The organism is Frankia gtarii (genome assembly GCF_025403375.1).
In the GTDB taxonomy this organism is placed as follows: domain Bacteria; phylum Actinomycetota; class Actinomycetes; order Frankiales; family Frankiaceae; genus Frankia; species Frankia gtarii.
In genome coordinates this window covers 1-21,213 of record NZ_JAMPTM010000009.1, presented here as the reverse complement: position 1 = coordinate 21,213, position 21,213 = coordinate 1, and the positions used below count along the sequence as shown (strand labels likewise).

General features: G+C 67.4%; 16 protein-coding genes. 11 read left to right on the top strand and 5 right to left on the bottom strand.

Translation table 11 applies throughout. The features are described from left to right. Positions 1-18: 18 nt before the first annotated feature. The 3 genes from NBZ83_RS03075 to NBZ83_RS03065 all read left to right on the top strand — a co-directional run bounded on the left by NBZ83_RS03075 (position 19) and on the right by NBZ83_RS03065 (position 4,237). Positions 19-942 carry an SDR family oxidoreductase gene (locus NBZ83_RS03075; RefSeq protein ID WP_261566534.1) on the top strand — a complete coding sequence of 308 codons (924 nt, stop codon included), beginning with the start codon at positions 19-21 and terminating at the stop codon, positions 940-942. After that, a complete protein-coding gene (locus tag NBZ83_RS03070) occupies positions 942-3,029 on the top strand; it encodes an acetate--CoA ligase family protein (RefSeq protein ID WP_261566533.1) in 2,088 nt (695 codons plus the stop codon). Before NBZ83_RS03075 ends, NBZ83_RS03070 begins: the two co-directional genes overlap by 1 nt. A 98-nt stretch (positions 3,030-3,127) precedes the next feature. After that, on the top strand, positions 3,128-4,237 hold the full coding sequence (locus tag NBZ83_RS03065) for an NDMA-dependent alcohol dehydrogenase (protein ID WP_261566532.1): 1,110 nt from the start codon (positions 3,128-3,130) through the stop codon (positions 4,235-4,237). 295 nt (positions 4,238-4,532) lie between these two features. On the opposite strand, the gene NBZ83_RS03060 is transcribed toward NBZ83_RS03065, so the two are convergent. Next, the gene (locus NBZ83_RS03060; RefSeq protein WP_261574274.1) at positions 4,533-5,747 is read right to left on the bottom strand and encodes an acyl-CoA dehydrogenase family protein; all 1,215 of its coding nucleotides are present in this window, start codon (positions 5,745-5,747) and stop codon (positions 4,533-4,535) included. 1,836 nt (positions 5,748-7,583) lie between these two features. On the opposite strand from NBZ83_RS03060, the gene NBZ83_RS03055 reads away from it, so the two are divergent. Then, positions 7,584-8,423 carry an SDR family oxidoreductase gene (locus NBZ83_RS03055; protein ID WP_261574273.1) on the top strand — a complete coding sequence of 280 codons (840 nt, stop codon included), beginning with the start codon at positions 7,584-7,586 and terminating at the stop codon, positions 8,421-8,423. Between the two features lie 98 nt (positions 8,424-8,521). Here the strand turns inward: NBZ83_RS03055 and NBZ83_RS03050 are convergent, their stop codons facing one another. After that, on the bottom strand, positions 8,522-9,271 hold the full coding sequence (locus NBZ83_RS03050) for an SDR family oxidoreductase (protein ID WP_261566529.1): 750 nt from the start codon (positions 9,269-9,271) through the stop codon (positions 8,522-8,524). Between the two features lie 730 nt (positions 9,272-10,001). Between NBZ83_RS03050 and NBZ83_RS03045 the strand changes: the two genes are divergently transcribed. The 7 genes from NBZ83_RS03045 (at position 10,002) to NBZ83_RS03015 (ending at position 17,715) form a co-directional block, all read left to right on the top strand. Further along, positions 10,002-11,096 carry an amidohydrolase family protein gene (locus NBZ83_RS03045; RefSeq protein ID WP_261566528.1) on the top strand — a complete coding sequence of 365 codons (1,095 nt, stop codon included), beginning with the start codon at positions 10,002-10,004 and terminating at the stop codon, positions 11,094-11,096. 171 nt (positions 11,097-11,267) lie between these two features. Continuing rightward, a complete protein-coding gene (locus NBZ83_RS03040) occupies positions 11,268-12,314 on the top strand; it encodes an acyl-CoA dehydrogenase family protein (protein ID WP_261566527.1) in 1,047 nt (348 codons plus the stop codon). A 176-nt stretch (positions 12,315-12,490) separates the two neighbouring features. Next, the gene (locus NBZ83_RS03035; RefSeq protein WP_261566576.1) at positions 12,491-13,756 is read left to right on the top strand and encodes an amidohydrolase family protein; all 1,266 of its coding nucleotides are present in this window, start codon (positions 12,491-12,493) and stop codon (positions 13,754-13,756) included. A gap of 93 nt (positions 13,757-13,849) precedes the next feature. Further along, positions 13,850-15,313: an aldehyde dehydrogenase family protein gene (locus tag NBZ83_RS03030; RefSeq protein ID WP_261566526.1), complete on the top strand. Its 1,464-nt coding sequence runs from the start codon at positions 13,850-13,852 to the stop codon at positions 15,311-15,313. A gap of 70 nt (positions 15,314-15,383) precedes the next feature. Further along, complete coding sequence (locus tag NBZ83_RS03025) at positions 15,384-15,785, top strand: Zn-ribbon domain-containing OB-fold protein (RefSeq protein ID WP_261566575.1); 402 nt, start codon at positions 15,384-15,386, stop codon at positions 15,783-15,785. Positions 15,786-15,818: 33 nt separating this feature from the next. Continuing rightward, positions 15,819-17,015, top strand: coding sequence for a thiolase family protein (locus NBZ83_RS03020; protein ID WP_261574272.1), 1,197 nt, complete (start codon positions 15,819-15,821; stop codon positions 17,013-17,015). Between the two features lie 43 nt (positions 17,016-17,058). Beyond that, on the top strand, positions 17,059-17,715 hold the full coding sequence (locus NBZ83_RS03015) for a nitroreductase family protein (RefSeq protein WP_261566524.1): 657 nt from the start codon (positions 17,059-17,061) through the stop codon (positions 17,713-17,715). Positions 17,716-17,859: 144 nt separating this feature from the next. Here NBZ83_RS03015 and NBZ83_RS03010 read toward each other — a convergent pair whose 3' ends face one another. From NBZ83_RS03010 to NBZ83_RS03000, 3 genes are all read right to left on the bottom strand, one after another. Further along, positions 17,860-18,726, bottom strand: a complete 867-nt coding sequence (locus NBZ83_RS03010; protein ID WP_261566523.1) for a TIGR03619 family F420-dependent LLM class oxidoreductase — start codon at positions 18,724-18,726, stop codon at positions 17,860-17,862. 86 nt (positions 18,727-18,812) lie between these two features. Continuing rightward, on the bottom strand, positions 18,813-19,577 hold the full coding sequence (locus tag NBZ83_RS03005; RefSeq protein WP_261566522.1) for an SDR family oxidoreductase: 765 nt from the start codon (positions 19,575-19,577) through the stop codon (positions 18,813-18,815). A gap of 4 nt (positions 19,578-19,581) precedes the next feature. Then, positions 19,582-20,880 carry an ABC transporter substrate-binding protein gene (locus tag NBZ83_RS03000; protein WP_261574271.1) on the bottom strand — a complete coding sequence of 433 codons (1,299 nt, stop codon included), beginning with the start codon at positions 20,878-20,880 and terminating at the stop codon, positions 19,582-19,584. Between the last annotated feature and the right edge of the window lie 333 nt (positions 20,881-21,213).

The window sequence follows — 21,213 nt, the reverse complement described above, 5'->3', positions numbered from 1 at the left end:
AAGTGGTTAGGAGCGAGGATGCTCGGCAGGGTCGAAGGCAAGGTCGTGGTGGTCACCGGGGCCGGTCGCGGGATCGGACGCGGCGAGGCGCTGGAGTTCGCCCGCCACGGTGCGCGCGTGGTGGTCAACGACTACGGCGCGGACCGGGACGGCACGGGTCGTCGCTCCGAGGTGGCCGAAGCCGTCGTCGAAGAGATCAGGTCCGCGGGCGGCGCCGCCGTCGCCAACGCCGACGACATCTCCGACTGGGACGGCGCCCGGAACCTGATCGATTCGGCCATCTCGGAGTTCGGCCGGCTGGACGTCCTGGTGAACAACGCCGGGATCCTGCGGGACCGCACGGTCGCCAACATGTCCATCGAGGAGTGGGACGACGTCATCCGCGTCCACCTCCGGGGCACCTTCGCCACGCTCCGACATTCCGCCGCTTACTGGAAGGATCTCGCCAAGAGCGGCACGGCCCCGGACGCCCGGGTGATCAACACCTCCTCCGGCTCCGGCCTGTTCGGCAATCCCGGGCAGTCCAACTATGGCGCCGCCAAGGCGGGCATCGCGTCGTTGACCATCATCGCGGCGCAGGAGCTCGCGCGCTACGGCGTGCGCGTCAACGCCATCGCGCCGACCGGCCTCACCAGAATGACCGAGGACCGCCCCGTCGCGGCGGCGGCGAAGGCGTTGCGGGACAGCGGATCGAAGGAGTTCATTCCGCTCGATCCCGACAACGTCGCACCCATGGTGGTGTGGCTCGCGAGCGAGGCGGCGAAGGACGTCACGGGCCGGGTGTTCCTCGTTTCGGGTGGCTCCGTCTCGGTGGCCGAGCCATGGGCGCGGGGACCGGCCGAGGACAAGGGCGCCCGCTGGGAGGTCGAGGAGCTCGACGGCGTGATCCCCGGTCTCCTCGCGAAGGCACGGGACAACGTGCAGCTGAAGAAGGTCGGCTGATGGGCTCGCTGCCGCTGGAGGCGGTCTTCCGCCCCGCGTCGATCGCGGTGGTGGGGGCCACGGACAAGCCCGGGGCGCTGGGCGGGCGCGTGTACGGGAACCTGAAGCAGGACTTCAAGGGCCGGCTGTACCCCGTGAACGCACGCAGCCCCGAGGTGTTCGGGGATCGCGCCTATCCCTCCGTGCGCGACCTGCCCGAACCGACGGACCTGATCGTCGTGCTCGTGCCGGCCACGCACGTCGTGGCGGTGATCGAGGACAGCATCGCCGCCGGGCACGGCGGCGTGTACCTCATCAGCTCCGGATTCAGCGAGGTCGGGGGGGAGGGAACACAGATCCAGGAGAGGATCGCCGCGCTGGCCCGGGAGCACGGCTTCCCGGTGGTCGGGCCCAACTGCGTCGGCTACATGAACCAGTACGACAACATCATGGCCACCTTCGCCATCCCTCCCGGCGAACAGCGGCCCAAGCCCGGGCCGGTGGGAATCGTCTCCCAGAGCGGTGGCTTCGGCGCGTTCATCCTCAACCGCGCGGTCAACCGCGGCGTCGGGGTCGGGATGTTCGCCAGCACCGGCAATCAGTGCGACGTGACCCTCTTCGACGTGCTCGAGTACTTCGTCGAGCAGCCGGAGCTCCAGGTGATCGCGATGTTCTCCGAAGGTGTGCGCGATCCCGCCCCGTTCCTCCGGGCGGCGAAACGGGCGATCGAGCTCGGCAAGGTGATCATCAGTGTGAGCCCCGGGACCTCCGAGGCGGTGGCCCGGGCGGTGCTGAGCCACACCGCGTCGATCGTCGGATCGGCCGAGGTGTACCGGGCCGTCTGCGAGCAGTACGGCGTGCTGGAGGCGGACTCGATCGACACGCTGCTCGACTACGCGATCGCCCTGCAGGACGGCCGTCGCATGCGCGGCAACCGGATCGGGATCGTCACGCAGTCCGGCGGGGCCGGCGTGCTCTTCGCCGGCGACGCCGCCAACCACGGACTCGAGGTGCCGGAGCTGGCGGCCGGGACCCAGGAGCGCATCGCCGCGGTGATCCCGGCGTTCGGCAGCGCGCGAAACCCGATCGACACGACGCCGGGCGTCGGTCTCATCACCGGTGAGGTGTACGCGACGATCCTGCGCGAGCTGCTCAGCGACGACAGCATCGACGCCGGAGTGGTCCTCGGGTGGTACGGCGGGGACACGAGGGCGGATGCCATCGTCGAGGTCTACCACTCTCAGGACAAGCCGCTCGTGCCCGTCGTCGCGGTCAACCCCGAGCTGATGCAGGGCCGGGACATCCCGAGCTTCACCGACCCGACCCGGGCGGTCCAGGCGGTGGCCGCGATCGCCCGGACGTCGCGCCGAGTCATGCCCGACGACGGGTTCACCGTCGACGAGCAGCGGGCCGCGCGGAGCAGGCAGGCCCTCGACGAGGCGCGATCCCGACCGTTCGTGCTGGAGACGACGGCGAAGGACGTGCTGGCCCGCTACGGCGTACCTGTCTCCCGCGAGCGGACCTGCTCGAGCGCCGACGAGGCGGTGGCGGCGTTCCGGGAGATCGGATCGAGGGTCGTGCTGAAGGTCATGTCCTACGACCTGCCGCACAAGTCGGACTCCGGCGGCCTGGTGCTCAACCTTCGCAGCGAGCGGGAGGTACTCGAGGCGTTCGACCTCCTCACGGAGCGCTTCCGCGAGGAGCAGCCGTCGGTCACGGTCGACAGCATTCTCGTGCAGGAGATGGTCTCGTCGCGGCTGGAACTCGCGGTGGGCATGCAACGGGACCCGGTCTTCGGGCCGATGGTCGCGGTCGGACTGGGCGGCGTCCTGATCGAGCTGATCGGCGAACCGGTCCTGCTGCGCGCACCGTTCGGTCTCGCGCAGGCGCGCGCCGCGGTCGACCGGATCGCCGGGGGACGCATCGACCACCCGACCCGGGGGCTGCCGAAGGAGTACCGCGAGCAGCTGGCGCAGGTGGTGCTGGGCGTCGGCCAGCTGAGCGTGGAGTGCCCCGAGGTGATGTCCGTCGACGTGAACCCGGTGATGGTGACGGCGGACGGGATCAGAGCCGTCGATGCGCTGATCGTGCTCGACACCCCTGGGTGAGCGGGCGCCGTCACGCTCCCCGCGTTCTGATATTCGACTGTTCGACTCCGGATTGCCCGGTTTGATGCCGAGGCTTCGACGCAAAGGAAAGAGACGAGATGCAGACCCGTGCGGGAATTGCCTGGGAGACCGGAAAGCCCTGGTCGGTGGAGGATGTCGAGCTCGACCCGCCCAAGGCGAACGAGGTGCTGGTCCGGCTCGCGGCGTCCGGACTGTGCCACTCCGATGATCATTCCATTACCGGCGACATGCCGGCGGCTCTTCCGATGGTCGGTGGTCACGAGGGTGCCGGCGTCGTCGAGGAGGTGGGGCCCGGGGTGACGTCCGTGGCACCCGGAGACCACGTGGTGCTGTCCTTCATCCCGTCCTGCGGGCACTGCCGGTGGTGCATGAGCGGGGTCGCCAACATCTGCGATGTCGGTGCTCCCCTGATGGGCGGGTTACCGGCGGACGGGACGTTTCGTACCCACGCCCGCGGCCAGGGGCTGCGGCGGATGACCGGACTCGGCACCTTCAGCCCGTACGCCGTGGTCAACGAGTTCTCCACGATCAAAATACCGGATGATCTGCCACTTGATCTTGCCGCGCTGGTCAGCTGCGGCGTCACCACCGGTTTCGGCTCGGCGGTGAACACCGCCGAGGTGTCCGCGGGTGACACGGTGGTCGTGGTCGGGGTGGGCGGCCTCGGCAGCGCGGCGATCCAGGGAGCCCGGGTGGCCGGAGCCGATCAGATCATCGCCGTGGACCCGGTGGCGTGGAAGCTCGATCAGGCCAAGCTCTTCGGGGCGACGCACGGCGTGGCCTCGATGGAGGAGGCGGTGCCGCTGCTGCGGGAGCTGACCCGTGGAGTGATGGCCGACAGTGCGATTCTGACCGTCGGCGTGGCGCACGGCGACCTGGTCGGACCTCTGCTGGCCCTGGTGCGCAAGGGCGGCATCGCCGTCGTCACCGCGATCACGCCCATGCGCGAGAAGTCGTCCAACCTCGCGTTGTACGAGCTGGTGCTGTGGCAGAAGCAGCTGCGCGGCTCGCTCTACGGGGGGTTCCCGCCGGCGGTGGGGATTCCCCGGCTGCTCAACCTCTACCAGCGCGGACTGCTGCGGCTCGACGAGATGGTGACACGTCGCTACACCCTCGACGAGGTGCAACAGGGCTACGACGACATGCACGCCGGGCGCAACATCCGGGGCCTGGTCGTCTTCGACTGACCGTTGCCACCAGGCCGCGGCACCGACCTGGATCGCCGCCGGCCAGGACGGTGTCCGCCGCCGGCCGGAGGCGTTGGCGGCGAGGTGTGCAACAGCCGGGGAAGGCCGGCGATCAGGGGAATGAGAAGGGCCCGTCTCGGCTGGGGGCCGGCGGAGGGGAATACCCCGACTTCAGCCACCAGGCTTCGCCAATAGAATATTGGATACTCGGACACGCGGGCGAGCGCATCATCAGGGCGTTCACTTTCGATTCCGCTGCCGGGAACGCCTCCGCTCTGGTCCGCGGATCGCCTGGTCAGGTCGCGGGCGCGTACCGGCGCAGCTGCTGACGGGCGAGCGTCATCTTGTGCACCTCGTCCGGCCCGTCGGCCAACTGCAGCATTCTCGCCTGCGCGTAGAGCTGGGCGAGCGGGAAGTCGTCACTGAGCCCGCCGCCACCATGCGCCTGGATCGCCCGGTCTATCACCCAGGTTGCCATCTCGGGGGCGGCGACCTTGATGGCCGCGATCTCCGTGGCCGCACCCCGGTTGCCGACCGTATCCATCAACCAGGCGGTCTTGAGTACCAGCAGCCGCACCATCTCGATCCGGATCCGGGCCTCAGCCACCCAGTCCTGGACGACGCCCTGCTCAGCGAGCCTTCTGCCGAACGCGACACGCTCCTGGACCCGGGCGCACATGAGGTCGAAAGCCCGCTCGGCCATGCCGATCGCCCGCATCGCGTGGTGGATTCGGCCTGGACCCAGTCGTGCCTGGGCGATGGCGAATCCACCGTGCAGTTCGCCGAGCAGGTTCTCGCGGGGCACCCACACGTTGTCGTAATGAATCTCCGCGTGCCCGCCGTGACCGCTGTCGGAGTACCCGAACACGCCGGTGGAACGCAGGATCTCCACACCAGGGGTTTCGAGTGGAACGACAACCAGGCTGTGCGTGCGGTGGCGCGCGCCATCGGGATCCGACCTGCCCATGACGATGGCGACCTGGCACCGGGGGCTCATCGCACCGGTGGCCAACCACTTGCGCCCCGTGATGCGTAGGCCGTCGCTCTCGACGGTGATGCGGGTGTCGATGTTGTTCGCGTCCGAGCTGGCGACCAGCGGCTCGGTCATCGTGTAAGCCGAGCGAATCTCGCCCGCGAGCAGTGGGGTCAGCCAGCGCTCGCGCACTGACTCCGTGGCGAAGTGGGTAAGGATCTCCATGTTGCCCGTGTCGGGGGCTGAGCAGTTCATCGCCTCCGGCATCAGTAAGGGGCTCCGGCCGGAGATCTCGGCGATGGGCGCGTACTCGAGATTGGTCAGTCCGGCCCCGCGCTCGCCCGGAAGAAAGAGGTTCCACAAGCCCGACCTGCGCGCCTCAGTCTTGAGTTCCTCGATGACCGGCGGCGTGTCCCAGGGGCTGATTTCCCGCAGCTGTGCCGCATAGGTCGGCTCGGCAGGAATCACGGCGCGTTCCAGAAAATCCGCGGCCTGCTTCTGCAGGTCCCGAACCTTGGGGCTGAATGCGAAGTCCATAAGATGTCGTCCTTTCATGATCAGGGATGCACATGGCGATATCAGTGATCCACCTCCCCGCGTAGTCGGCAGCCCGATGGCGGCGCGAGCGGGCTGGCGATCTCTTCCCTCATGCGGGACCGGTGAATCCGCTCTCGACCCCCGTTCGCGGCACCGAAATCCAGCAGGGCGCCCGACGGGCCGAGGTCGTCGCTACTGACCGTCACGGTCGGTGTGGTCACCGCGTCGCCGTAACGATCTGTCAACGTATGGTTCGTTTCGGCAAGGGGTCGCCCACACCGAGATGCCTGACGGCGCTTGACTCAGATATAATATACGTTCTCGACCTGGATTGGCTGCGCGGTGGTGGCCGTCACTGAGGACCTCCTGGATGGACGGCATGGACAAGACATGGCTCGACCACGATCCGGACCGCACTCGAGGACAGGGTCCTGCGGGTGACGCCGGCGCGGCCGGAGCGCATGAAGGCGATCAACGGTGTCGTGCGCAAGGAGCTGACGGCGCCCTGTTCCGTGGATGCTGTCGCGTTGGCTCGCAACATCCTCCCGACGTCATCCTCCCGGCGTCCAGTGGAACCCGGCCGGCCCAGAACCAGTGGTACGGGTCTGCTCTGTAGAACCTTGACCATCGTGACGTGGAAAGGTGTGGCTCTCGCTCGCGGCGTTCGCGGACGGGGTGATGGGCAGGCGTTATCGTCGGTCTGTCACCCCTCGATCAGTTCCGGCGGCGGACGATGCGTACTTGGTGGTGTTCGGCGCCAACCTGTGACAGCCGGATGCCGATTCGATCCTGGCGGTGGGTGACCGGATTTCCGGCGTGCCCGAGGTCCATGATCCACGATCGGGCGTGTGGCTTCATCTGGGTCGCGACCGCTGGGCCGCGATCGTGCTCGGAAAGAGGTCACGAACTCGAGCTCCGACGGAGTCCGCACCGGTGCCGCGCTTGGGATGCTGTTGCGGTCGAGAGTACGAGTTTATATAATAAATTGAAAATTTTGGATACTTCTCGACTGATGCGCCGAGTGGGCTCCCACCGATTCCGGCGTGAGCAGACAGGAGACGCGGCGGAATGACTGGGGCGGTGCGGATGACTAAGACGATGATCTACCTTTCCTCGGGCGCTGTGCCGGCCAGCCCGGTGACGGGGCGCGGTCCGGGCTCGGCCCGGCATCTGTCGCTCTGGTCGACGAGTACGTACAGCGTCAGCTGGACCTGTGGCCGCACCGGCGCCGGGTCCGAACGGACGGTCATGGTCGACGAGGCAACCAGGTGTGCACGATGATTCTTCGTCGCTCAGCGCACATCGGCGCGAAGAGCCAGGGTGGACGAAGTCCACGCCGGGCCGTCGTGCCGGACATGGCGGCGACTGTGGCGGACCGTCCGCAGGTCGTTGCCATCATCGATCGTGGCGCCGGCGGTGACCGAGCTTTCGCCTGGGCCTGTGGCTATGTTCGGCGGACACCCAGCGCCGTTCTTGTGGTCGTCGCCATCGACGTGGACTCCGCCGGCGGATTCTATAGCGTAATGGACCCTTGGCTTGGAGCAAGCGTAGTGGCCTGCTCGGACGAGGAAATGTCCCTCGAATTACGCGCCCGAGCACTGCGGGACGAGGCGCGGAGTTATGGCGTCCCAGCGCTTGTGGCCTTAAGCGCCCAACCATCGCGTGAGATACTCGGCGAGGTGCTCGCACAAGGTCCGGATCTGGTCGTTGCCGGATGCGTCAGCCATCGGGAATGGCGACATCTCATACATAGAGCAACCCGCGGCGGGGTACCGCTCGTCGTGATCCCCTGACCACCCTGCCTGCCGGTCGGAACTGAACAAGTCTGGAGTTCCCATGAGTCAATCGGAATCTTCGCGGAACGTCGTCGTCGTGATCGGCACCGGTGGAATGGGAGTGGCCGCCGCGCGGCGTCTCGCCAGTGGGCGTCGCCTGGTGCTGGCCGACAACTCTCCCGAACGCCTGGAATCTGTCGTGGCCGTGCTGCAGAGCGAGGGACACGCGGTCGAGGGGCACCCGGTGGATGTCACGGATCGCAAGTCGGTCGAGGATCTGGCGAACGCGGCCGGGAGCGGGGGCCGGATCGAGGCGGTGGTGCACACTGCCGGCGTCTCGCCCGTGATGGGCACCGCGAGGCAGATCTACGAGGTGGATCTGCTCGGTACCGCCCACGTCATCGACGCGTTCCTCGCCGTCGTGTCCCCGGGCACGTCGCTGATCTGTATCGCCAGTATGGGCGGGCAGCTCACATCGTTGCCCGCGGATTTCGAGCGGCATCTCGCGACCGCACCGTCGGACCAGCTGCTCCTGCACGAGGGAATCGACCTCGACAAGGCCGACTCCGCCACGGCCTACGCGGTGGCCAAGCGCGGCAACCAGCTGCGGGTACAGGGCGCCGCGCAGACCTGGGGACGCAAGGGCGCCCGACTGAACACGATCAGTCCCGGGGTGATCTCCACTCCGATGAGTCTGCTGGAGCTCCAGGGACCGACGGGCGTCTTCATCCAGTCCATGATCGACGCCTCCGGTGCCGGTCGGTTTGGCACCCCTGACGACGTCGCGGGCGTCGTGGCATTCCTCGCCGGGCCGGATTCCAGCTTCATCACCGGAAACGACATCCTGGTGGACGGCGGAACGATCTCCGCATTGCGGTGGAACGCCGAAGCAAAGGCCTGACGTTCGCTGGCCGGTCCGTCAGCGGCACGAAGCGGGGGACCTCGGTCCGAGCCCGAGAGCGAGGCCCCCGCGGGCTGGCCGTGGACCGAGACCTGGGCCTACTGGGGGGCTCGGGGGAGCAGCGTGACGACCGGGACCAGTGCGTTCAGGGTCAGGATGTGCGTGACCGTGGCCACCAGATCCTCGGCGGAGATCAGTCCGTCGTTGAGGCTCCACTCTGTCCAGATCGACATCATCTCGGCGGCCAGCTCCGGGTCCCACTTGCTACCGAACTGGCTGGGCACCACCGAGTCGCCGAGAGTGGGTCCGACGACAAGCCGGGTGAAGGCGATATCGGGATTCTCGACCCGCCACGAGTCCACCAGACGCTCCAGCGCGGCCTTGGTGACACCGTAGACCCCGAGAGCAGGCCAGGGCTTCGAGTAGGGGCCGGCCTGGGACGAGAAGTAGACGGCCTTGCCGTGCGATGTCCGAAGATGGGGGAGCGCGGCCTGCGTCATCAGATTGGCGCCCGTGACGTTGGTGGCGAAGGCGTCCGCCCAGGCCGCCGAGTCGACGTCCTTGAGGTGGACCAGGATATCGACCGCGACGGTATAGACGAGGACGTCGAGTCCACCCATGTGTGCCACGGCATCGTCGACTGCCGCCTGGCACGAGGTTGCGTCCCGGACGTCGCAGGTGAGCCAGAATGCCCTGTCACCGGCTTCCTCGGCCGCCGCCTTGACTAATTCACCGCGCCGGCCGGCCAAGGCGACGTGTGCTCCCTCGCCGGCCAGGGAGATGCCCACGACTCGCCCGAGCCCGCTGGACGCGCCTACCACCAGGACGCGCTGGTCTTTGAGCCGCATGATTCCTCCGGTTGTGACGCACGACTTCCCTGTGGAGCGAGCCGTGCCGGTATCAGATGCCGACATATTTACCCTGTTCATGAGCCGCGTTCAACGTGGTCTGCAGGGCGGTCCCGGAGGATGATCCGGGCTGAGGAGTCCCTCGCACGCCAAGGATCAACGGCTTTGTCACAGGTCCGCGGCGGCGTGCCGCGCTGCGTTCCCGACATCGGGGCGGAGCGAGCACCCGGTTGCATGCGCCGTCATCGGGCGGCTCGAGGTGATGCGCCGCGTGCACGGCGTGAGGTCGTTGGCGATGAGGGTGCCGTCAGGGTCTCCGGCTGTTGGTGGTGAGCCAGGACGTGCCGGGGCGACGTCAGGGGCCGATCGTCCCGGCGACTGTCCCTGGCTCGGGATGCAGCGCTGAGTACAGGGTATCTGGGATCGGGTAGCGGGGTGACCACACTTCATCGCGACCTCCTCTCGGTCACACTGATGGCTGGTCATCACATGCTACTCTGAGGAAAACGTGGTTGTCACCGCGTCGGTTCGCGTGATAGAAAGGCCATTACCAGCCTTGGGTATGGTGCCACTCGGCTGTCGGCGAGGCTCGGCCCTGTTCCGGGCGAGCTTCGATGACGAGGTGGCGCTGCGGGGCTACGGCGCACTCGCCCCGCAGCCCCGCCACAGTGAGCGGGCACTGGATCAACGCTGGTCTGATCAGGGCCTCTGAGCACCGGAAAGGAGCGTCATGGACGTTGCCGCGCTGCCGAAGATCTCGTCCGACGCGCATGTCGACGAGCCGCATGACCTCTGGTACGAACGGCTTCCGGAGTCTCTCCGCGATCGCGCACCGCGCCGTATTCTGGGAAATGCGGAGGGCGGTTGGACGCTCGTCGTCAATGGGGACACGGTGGGCTGGGGTGGGCTCACCGAGGACGAGGCCCGCAAGATGGAGGAGAACCGGCTCGCGGCCATCACTCCAGAGGTCCGGCTCGAGATGATGCGAACGGACAACCTCCGGGGTGAGGTCATCTATCCGACGATCGGCCTCTACGTGTGGTCCGTTCAGAGCGCCGAGGTGGGCGAGGCGTCGGTCCGTATCTACAACGACTGGGTACTGGAGCGGCTCGGCGGGAATCCGCGAATCAAACTCGCCGGAATGATCCCCACCTGGAATGTGGAGAACGCGATCGCGGAGGTTCGCCGACTGGCTCCCCATCCGTCGATCGCCGGGCTGCTGCTGCCGCTGGTCGGCACGCCGGACTGGAACATGCCGCAGTGGGAACCGCTATGGGCGGCGATTGCGGAGACCGGCAAGCCCGCCCTGATGCATCAGGGCACCGGCCATGACATGATGTTCTATCGGGGTTGGGGCAGTCCGACGGCGAATGTTCTCGCTACGCAGTCGATGGCACCGCGGGCGGCGGCTCTGCTGAGCTGCGGAGGCGTCTTCGAGCGTTACCCCGATCTGCATGTGGTCATGGTCGAGGTCAACACCGGTTGGGTCGCCTGGGCGATGAGCACCCTCGATGAGTACTACGAGGCACACCGCGGCTGGTCGAAGCCGAAGCTGGCGGAGATGCCGAGTGCGTATCTGCGCCGACAGCTTCACACGACGTTCCAGGACGATCCCGTCGGTATTCATAATCTGTCGATCACCGGCCGGAATGTTCCCCTGTGGGGAAATGACTATCCACATCCGGAAGGAATCTTTCCGAATTCGGACAAGATCCTGAAGGTGCTGCTGAACGGTGTCTCCTACGAGGACGCTGTCGCGGTGACAAGTGGGAACGCAATGCGTCTTTTCAAGTTTTCTCAGGACGTGCTTGACTCGGCACCGTAATCCACCTGTTGACCGTTGCGCGCGCCCGATCCCGGTGACCTCGATCCGAGAGGTAGGAGATGACTGTCGACTCCCTTGTCACCCAGCCGATCTACTGTGATCCATACGACTACAAGATCGACATAATGCGGACGAGTGCGGTCCGTGGTTTCAGCTCGGTGAAGATCCACCTTGACTGAGATCGAGGAGTTCATCCTGCGCCGCAGTGACTTCTCGCTCAGCGAGGAGCAGACGGCTCTGCGCGACGCCTTCGAGAGCTTCTTCCAACGCAACTGTGTGTCGGAGCGGGTCCGCAAGGCCGAGCCGCTCGGGTGGGACGCCGAACTGTGGGCGGAGATGGCGGAACTTCGGCCGGTCGCCATGGGAGTTCCGCAATCCCGGGGCGGCGACGACGCGGGCCTCGCCGAGCTGGCCCTGGTCACGGAGCAGGCCGGCCGGCGAGCCGCTCCGGTGCCTCTGGTGGAGACCATGGTCGCGGCGCGTCTGCTGGCGAGCGTCGAGACCGATGCTGCGGCGGACGCGCTGGACCGCGTCCTCGCCGGGGAGGTCGCCTCGGTGGTGGTCGGGCCGGCTTCGCCCGCGGGCCGGCTCGTCCCCGCGGGTGCCGTGGCCACGACAGTGCTCGGACTGCGCGGGGACTCGCTGGTCATGTCGACCCGGCAGGAGCCGCCGCCCCCGGTGCGCAACCTGGCCTGCGCACCGCTGGCCTGGTGGCACCTGGCCGATGGCGTCGTTCTGGCCTCCGGCGACCAGGCCCGTTCGACTTTTGCCCGGGCCCAGCGTGAATGGCGGGTACTGACGGCCGCGGCCCTGGTCGGAGTCGGAGCGTCCGCCCTGGACCTGGCGGTGCAATACGCCAAGGACCGCCGGGCCTTCGGGGTTCCCATCGGTTCGTTCCAGTCGATCGCGCACCCGTTGGCGGACGTGCTCACCGGGATCGAGTGCGCCCGGCGGCTCACGTACAAGGCGGCCTGGTTCGCCGACCACGAACCGGGCAACCTCGGTCCGCTGGCGACGATGGCGTTTGTCCAGGCCGCCGAGGCGGCCGAGCAGTCCGGCTCGGTGGCCATCCACACGCAGGGCGGGTTCGGCTTCACGCTCGAGTCGGACGTGCAGCTGTACTTCCGCCGGGCGAAGGGCTGGGCGCTGATCGCGGGTGATCGTCGCCAGGAGTTGCAGGGGATCGCGGACGAGCTGTTCGGACCCGTCCGGCGCTAGCCCGACCGCCGGCCCGCCTCCGGTGGGCGTCGCCGGCTCCGGGCGGGCCAGCAGGCCCGTTCCAGGTAATTCGGCGACAAACGCAGGTATTTGTATCTCAGTGTTTCTTTCTATCAAGATCCGATCTTAGCATGATCCTGCTGGATTCCAGGATAGTTTCCGAGAGGGGCGTCGCGGTGCAGATCGAAGATATGATCATGCTCAGTATCGATGACCATTCGATCGAGCCTCCGAACATGTACGAGGGTCACGTGCCCGCGGCGTACCGGGACAAGGCGCCCAAGGTCGTCCGGAACGACCAGGGCATTGACCAGTGGGTGTTCCAGGGGAAGGCCACGTCCACGCCGTTCGGCATGACGGCCACGGTCGGCTGGCCGAACGAGGCCTGGGGATTTCACCCGGGTCGGTACTCGGAGATGCGACCGGGGTGTTTTGACATTCATCAGCGCGTGCGCGATATGAACGTCAACGGAATCCTGACGTCGATGTGCTTTCCGACGATGGCCGGTTTCAACGCTCGGACCTTCACCGAGTCCGGTGACAAAGAAGTTTCCCTCGTCATGCTCCGGGCGTACAACGACTGGCACATCGATGACTGGTGCGCCACCTATCCGGGTCGGTTCATCCCGCTGGGCATCGTGCCGATGTGGGATGTCGACCTGGCGGTCCAGGAGGTCCATCGGATCGCCAAGAAGGGGTGCCGGGCGATCAGTTTCCTCGAGGCCCCGCACTCGCAGGGATATCCCAGTTTTCTCAGCGGCCACTGGGATCCGATGCTCAAGGCGCTCGTCGACGAGGACATGGTGCTCTGCCTGCACATCGGTGGGGCCTATGGTCTGATCAAGCTCGCTCCCGAGGCTCCGATCGACCACGAGATCGTACTGCCGACACAGGTTTCGATGCTCACCGTGCAGGACCTGCTGTTCGGTCCGACGTTCCGCCGGTTCCCCGGGCTGCGGGTGGCGCTGTCGGAGGGCGGAATCGGCTGGATTCCGCTCTACCTCGAGCGCATCGACCGGCACTTCCAGAACCAGAAGTGGATCGGAAACGACTTCGGCGGCAAGCTTCCGTCGGAGGTGTTCCGCGAGCATGTGCTGGCGTGCTTCATCACCGACAAGAGCGGGCTGAAGCTGCGGGCGGACATCGGCGTCGACATCCTCGCCTGGGAGTGCGACTACCCCCACTCCGACACGACATGGCCCCGGTCACCCGAGGCTCTGTGGGAGGAACTGCGGATCGCGCAGGTCACCGAGGAGGAGACCCACAAGATCACCTGGCAGAACGCTGCCAGGTTCTTCCGCTGGGACCCGTTCAGCCACATCCCGAAGGAGCAGGCGACGGTAGGGGCGCTGCGCGCGTTGGCCCAGGACGTCGACACCAGCCGCATGTCTCCGGCCGCCTGGCGGGAACGCAATGAGGCCGCGGGTATCGGCCTGCTCTGATCGGCGGGCAGGTCTGATCCACCGGCAGGGCGGTCGGAGCCGCCCCGACCGATCTGCTCGGCCGCTCCTGTACCAACTCGCGGAGGACAAAAGATGGCTGGAGCCCACGACAGTCGACTGCTCATTGACGGCAAGCTCGTCGGGCCCGTCGGCAGCGGGACGTTCGACAACATCAATCCGTTCACGGAAGAGGTGATCGGGCCGGTTCCGGACGGTTCCGCCGCGGACATGAAGGCGGCGATCTCCGCCGCCCGGCGGGCCTTCGACGAGACGGATTGGTCGACCGACCGGGCGTTGCGGCAGCGGTGTCTGACGCAGCTTGCCGACGCGTTGGACTCCGAGCGGGAGGAGCTGCGCGGCGAGCTGGTGGAGGAGGTCGGCTGCCCGGTCGCGGTGACCTACGCCGCCCAGCTCGACACCCCGCTCGAGGAGGCGTTGCGCTGGCCGGCGAAGTACATCGACGAGTTCCCCTGGGAGCGCGACCTGGGAACCGGCACGTCCTTCGGCGCCCCGACCCGCCGGATGGTGGCGCAGGAGCCGGTCGGGGTCGTCGGCGCGATCGTCCCCTGGAACTTCCCGCTCGAGGTCACGCTCAACAAGCTGGGTCCCGCTCTGGCCACCGGGAACACGGTGGTGCTCAAGGCGGCGCCGGACACGCCGTACAACGCGTTACGGGTCGCCCGACTGGCGGCCGAACGGACCGATCTGCCGCCGGGCGTCCTCAACGTGGTGACGTCATCCGACCACCTCGTCGGTGAAGTGCTCACGCTCGACCCGCGGGTGGATCTCATCTCCTTCACCGGTTCGACCGCCACCGGGCGACGAATCATGGAGAAGGGCGCGCCGTCGCTGAAGCGCCTCTTCCTCGAGCTGGGTGGCAAGTCGGCTCAGATCCTGCTCGACGACGCGGACCTCGACGCCGTCCTGCCGGGGACGGCCTTCACCTGCATCCACGCCGGTCAGGGCTGTGCCATCAGCACCCGGCTGCTCGTGCCCCGAGCCCGGTACGCCGAGGCCCTGGAGAAGATCAAGGGCGTCTTCGAGGCCATCCCGTACGGCGATCCGGCCGACCCGGGGAACATCATGGGTCCGCTGGTCAGCGCCCGGCAGCGTGAGCGCGTTCTCGGTTACATCGAGAAGGGCAGGGCCGAGGGGGCCACCCTGGTCACCGGCGGCGCTCGCCCGGCGCACCTCGACACCGGCTGGTTCGTCGAGCCGACTGTGTTCGGCGTGCCCGACAACCGGATGACGATCGCCCAGGAGGAGATCTTCGGCCCGGTGCTTTGCGTGATCGCCCATGACGGTGACGACGACGCCGTGCGGATCGCCAACGAGAGCGAGTACGGGTTGGCCGGCGGGGTCGTCTCGGCATCGTTCGACCGGGCGATGAGTGTCGCCCGCCGTGTCCGGGCGGGTGTCGTGGGCGTCAACGGCGGCCTGGCGTTCGGCGCGATGTCCCCGTTCGGCGGCTTCAAGCAGAGCGGCATCGGTCGCCAGGGCGGCCTTGAAGGCTTCGAGCAGTACACCGAGACCAAGGCCTACGGACTGCCGGTCTGATGAACGGGTTGCAGAGCCATGGTTCGGTGTCGGACATGACGGCCGGCTGGCCGCAGAGATGGGCGTGACGATGGCCGCAGCGCGGATTCCGCTGGTCGACTACCTCAGGCTCGCCGACGAGCCTTACCTGGTGGCAAGCGAGTGCGAGGAATGCGCGGCCCGGTATTTCAACCATCGGGTCGCCTGCGCCAACTGCGGCGCCACCGCCTTCAAGGAGGCGCAGGTCCCCGCCGACGGCGTCGTGCGAGCGTTCACCATCGTCAGCTTCGCCGCCCCGGGGATCGAGGTTCCCTTCGTGTCCGCCGTCGTGGACTGCCACGGAACCAGCGTCCGCGCGAATCTGGTCAACGTGGCGCCCGATCCCGAGCACGTGCGGACGGGCATGGCGGTCCGGCTGACGACCTTCCCGATCGGGACAGACTCGACGGGCACCGAGGCGATCGGCTTCGGTTTCGAGCCGGCCGCCGACTGACTGAAAGAGCCGACTGACTGAAAGAGGAGCACGGTGGCTGAGGACGTCTGGATCCTGGGTATCAGGATGACGAAGTTCGGCAAACACCCGGACCGGGACCTGGTCGAACTCGCCGCTGAGGCGTCGATGGGCGCGCTGGCGGACGGCGGCGTGACGATGAAGCAGATGCAGATTCTCGCCTGGGGCAGCATCATGAGCGGCGGGATGGGGCAGCAGCTGCAGAAGCAGATCGGTCAGACCGGTATCCCCGTCTACAACGTGGCCAACGCCTGCGCCACGGGTGCGACGGCGCTGCGCACCGTCATCATGGCCATCAAGGCCGGGGAGGCGGACTTCGGCCTCGCCGTCGGTGTTGAGAAGGTTGCCGGCGCCGGTCTGCTGGCCGGGGGCAGCCGCGGTGTGGACGGCACGACCTGGACCCCCAGGGGACCCGTCGGCGCGGTCGCCCCGCTGGATGGCCGGATCGGGACGGAGACCATGCCTGGGGTGTTCGCCCAGATCGGCCTGGAGTACGGCCACAGGTACGGCGGGACCAGCTTCGAGTTGTTCGCGAAGATCAGCGAGAAGAATCATGCGCACTCGACCCTGAATCCGTTGGCCGCCTACCGCAAGCGGTTCACCCTCGACCAGATCATGAACGACGTCATGATCGCCTACCCGAACACCCGGCCGATGTGCTCGGCCAACGCAGACGGCGCGGCCGCCGCGGTGCTGGTCTCGGACACCAGGCTCAGGACGCTCTCCCTCGAGCAGCAGCACCGGGCGGTCAAGGTGTCGGCCTCGGTGCTGACCAGCGACCCGTGGGAGGAGGCATGTCAGGTCCTGCCCGACGTCAACACGCTGACCCGTAACGCCGCCACGCAGGCCTACGAGGCCGCCGGGATCGGTCCGGCGGACCTCGACCTCGTCGAGCTGCACGACTGCTTCGCCACGGCGGAGCTCGTGCACTACGACAACCTCAAGCTGTGCGAGTCGGGCGGAGCGGTCGACTTCTTCAACAGCGGCGCCACCTGGCGGGACGGGCGCATCCCGGTGAACGTGTCCGGCGGCCTGCAGTCCAAGGGCCATCCGATCTCGGCGACCGGCATCGCGAACGTCTGGGAGATCTGCCATCATCTGCGCGGCGAGGCGGGCGATCGCCAGATCGAGGGGGCCCGGGTCGGCCTCGCCCACGTCATCGGCCTGGGCTCGGCCTGCGGCGTCCACATCCTCGAGAAGGCCGCGGCCTGAGGTGGCGACGGACCCGGGGCCGGAGTCTGCCAGTTCCGACGAAGTGAGCGAGCCGCCGGCGGCGGAGAGGCACCCAGCGACCGGTCTGGATCTCGCCACCGTCGACCGGCTGCTGACGACAACCCGGGCGGTGCGCCGCCGACTCGACCTCACCCGGCCCGTGCCGCGTGAGGTCATCCTGGAGTGCCTGCGGCTCGCGATCCAGGCGCCGACCGGGAGTAACGCGCAGACGTGGCGGTGGCTCGTGGTGACGGACGGGCCCACCCGGGCGGCGATCGCCGGGCTCTACCGCAATCGCGTGGTCATGTCGGCAAGGGCCGTCGCCCCTAGCGACGTGGACCCACAGCAGCAGCGGGTCAACGACTCCGCCGGGTACCTGCGGGACCATCTGGAGGATGTGCCCGTCCTGGTGATCCCCTGCGTGGAGGAGAAGGGCGGCGCCGCCGGCTGGGCGCCGTCGATCTACCCGGCGGTGTGGAGTCTCATGCTCGCGCTGCGCAGCCGAGGGCTGGGCTCGTGCCTGACGACCGCGCATCTGTTTCGCCGGGACGAAGCGGCGACGCTGCTCGGCATTCCCTCGGGATACGCCCAGGCCTGCCTCATTCCCATCGCCTACTACACCGGCGACGATTTCCAGCCCGCCGTCCGGCGTCCGGTGGAGGACCTGACCTACTGGAACCATTGGGGCGCAGACCGGTAACTACGTTTTCCTTCTGCAGAAACACCCCCAGCGCAGCTCCGGCCCGCCGCTGGCCCTTCGAACAATCGTCTGTCGACCGTGGGTGGCGGCGCCCTGCGCGGGCAGCCCCATCCGCCGGATCGGGCTGCCCGCGCAGGGGTTGGATCAGTCGTCGAATCGGGCGATGACCTCGTCGGCGAAGCGCTTCGACCAGTCGATCCGGCCCCCCGCGGTCGGATGGCCCACCGCCTCGGGGTCCGGGAGCATGATGACCCGGGTGGCGCCGGCGTCGCGCAGACGGCGCAGGCCGTCGATGCCGGGGGCGGGAGCGAGCGAGATCGGCACGGTCACCTCGAAGGGACCGGTGCGGCCGGCCTCCTCGCGGGCGTCGAGGACGACCTTGAGCCGGGTCCTGAACTCGTCGAGGTCCTTGGCTCCGATCTCGATCCACCCGTCACCCAGCCGCCCGGCCCGCAGCAGGGCGCCCCGGGCGGCGCCGCCAACCTCGATCGGGATACTCGGCCGCTGCAGGGGCTTGGGCTGGAACTTGACCGGGCCGAAGTCGAAGTGCTCGTCGTGGACCTCGATGACGTCTTCGCTCCAGAGCTGCCGCAGGATTCCGATGATGGCATCGGCCCGCTTGCCGCGGGTTCTGAACGGCTCACGGACGTAGTTGAACTCGTCCTCGAGCCATCCCACCCCCGCGCCGAGGGTCACCCGGCCGCGCGAGAGACGGTCGACGGTGACGACGGAGCGGGCGATTGCCAACGGGTGCCGCAGGGGGAGGACGAACACGTTGGTGGCCAGCCGGATCGTGGTGGTCGTGGCCGCGATGTAGGAGAGCACGGCCCAGGGGTCGTAGGAGTGCGTGTCCGAGGTGACCGGGGGAAGCCCCGGCCCGCCGTCGGCGTAGGGATAGGTCGGTGGCATGTTCGCCGGGAACACCAGGTGCTCGGGAATCCACAGCGACTCGATGCCGTTCTGCTCGAACGCCTGAGCCACCGCCGGGAAATGTCGAAGGCTGATCCCCATGATATGCGAGCCGAATTTCACATCGTCCTCGTTTCGTTCCACCCGCCGGTATGGCGAGGGGACAGCGGCGTTGCGCGTCGCGGGGCTTACCTGGGGGCGAACCGCTGGCCTCCATCGAGACGCATGGTCCCACCGTTGAGCATGGGATTCTCCACGATAGCGAGCGCGAGCCGCGCATACTCCTCGGGTCGTCCCATCCGCTTGGGGAACGCGGCGTCCTTCGTCAGCTTCTCCTCGCCATCGGCCGAGATACCCGCGGTGAGGCCGGTGCTGAAAAGGCTCGGGGCGATGGTGTTAACGCGAATGCCGAACGAGCCGAGATCACGTGCCATCGTGAGGGTCATCCCGGCGATTCCCGCCTTGGCGGCCGAGTAGGCCACCTGACCGATCTGACCCTCGAACGCCGCGATCGAAGCGGTGTTGATGATCACGCCCCGCTCGTCGTTCTCAGGCTCGTTCTCGCGCATGTGCCAGGCCTGGAGCCGGTTGAGGTTGAAGGTGGCGATGAGGTTGAGCTCGATGGTGCGGCGAAACTGATCGAGTGGGTGTGGCCCGGACCGCGAGATCGTTCTCATCCCGACGCCGCCGCCCGCCGTGTTGACGGCGATGTGCAGGCCGCCGAGGGCCTCGACCGCCGACCCGAGCGCGTGCTCGACACCGGCGTCGTCGGTGACATCACAGGGGTGAAAAGTGGTCTTGTCACCCATGGACGCGGCGACCTCTGCTCCCGCAGAGGACGGAAGGTCGAGGATCGCCACCGCCGCCCCTCGCCGGTGAAGAAGCTCCGCAGTCGCCCGGGCCATGCCCGAGGCGCCCCCGACGATCACGGCACCTTTTCCAGTAAGTTCCATTACCTCAGCTCACTTGGGAATTGGGAATCAGGTCGCCGCACATCCTCTTCCCACCGTTGATGGTGACGAAGTCGCTGCCCTTGACCTGGACGAAGTAGAAGCAGAGCTGCTTGTTGGCCTTGCCGAAATGGTCGAACCCGACCGGGCTGGGTAGCAGCCCGTCGGCGTCGTAGCTGGTCACCTTGGTCAGGCCCGAGATGAACGACTCGCGGGTCGGGTCCTTCCCGGCCACCTCGAGACCCTTGATCATGAGATCGGTCGCGAGGTAACCACTGGTCACCCCGAGGCTGGGATATCCGCCCTTGTACTTCGGGGAGTACTGCTTGAGGTTCGCGACGAACGTGTCGACCGCCGGCTTCCCCTGATCGAGGGGGGTCGTGGTGGCGAAGTAGGCGCCCTGAGCGGCGGCCGTGGTCGTCGGGCTCTCGAAGAGGCTTGAATCCGCGTACGACTGAGAGTAAGCCGCCTTCAGGTCCAGCCCCGCCTGTCGGGCGGCGTTGATCATCGCGATGTTCGACGACTGGACGCAATAGCAGACGGCGGCGTCCACGCCGGCCTTCTTCATGGCGAGAATGGGGCCGGTGAAGTCGACCCCCCCGAACGGGAATGACAGGTTCTCATAACCCATCCGCAGACCCTGCGACTCCAGCGACTTCTTGAGGGCCTTGGTCTGGTTCACTGCGGCCGGTGAGATGCCGTAGGCGATGGCGCCGACGTTCGTGACACCGATCGACTTCAGGAACATTCCATGGGTTGTATAGGCCGGAGTGCCTGGATCAAGACCGCCGTTGTACGAGAACATGTTGGTGTTCGGCTTCTGGCCCCACTCCGGGCCGTCGATACCCGGTCCCGTGACCGGGATGCCCTGCTGCTGGAGGTACCGGAAGGCACCGAAGAGCAGGGATGAGTTCGAGACGACCGCGAACACGCCCTTGTTGACGAGATTCTGGGCCGCGGTGAGGGCCTGGGACGGGCTGGAGGCGGCGTCGGCCGTGATCAACTCGAGCTTACGGCCGCACACCCCGCCCTTGGCGTTCTGGGCGTCGAGACGAGCCTGCACCCCCAGCGGGGTGTCCGAGAAGCTCGACGACGCGACACCGGTGAGATCGGCCAGCAGACCGATCCTGACCGTGGTTGCGGTGACACCCTTCGCGCTGCCCTTGCCACCGCTGGTGGCGCAGGCCGCCGCTGCCGTCGCCGCCGAAGGCGAGCCGCTACCGCCGCTACCGCCGCTACCGCTACCGCCGCCGCTCGCGCCCGAGGAGGAGCAGGCGGCGAGGGCTAACGCCGCCACCGCGACCACGGTGCCAACTTTCCACCTTCGACGTTCCATGCAGTGCTGCATCGCCTACTACCCCCTGGATGTTCGATGGCCGTCGATATCGGGCCGTGATTGTTGCATGATGGCTAGTCGAAAACAAGAAGTGTTTTGGTCCGCTGGTGGTTGCGCTGCATGTTCCTACATGGTAAGAATATTTTTCAAAACCGGTATGGAGCTTAACTCAACCGGAGGGAAGCGTCGGAGCAAGATCATCTAGCTTGCCATCGGCCTGCGCGCCCGGCCGTCGACGACCCAGGGGCCCAGGTCGGGCGCCCGAGCGGCCGGCGTCGCACGGCGGGACCGAGACCTGCGGCG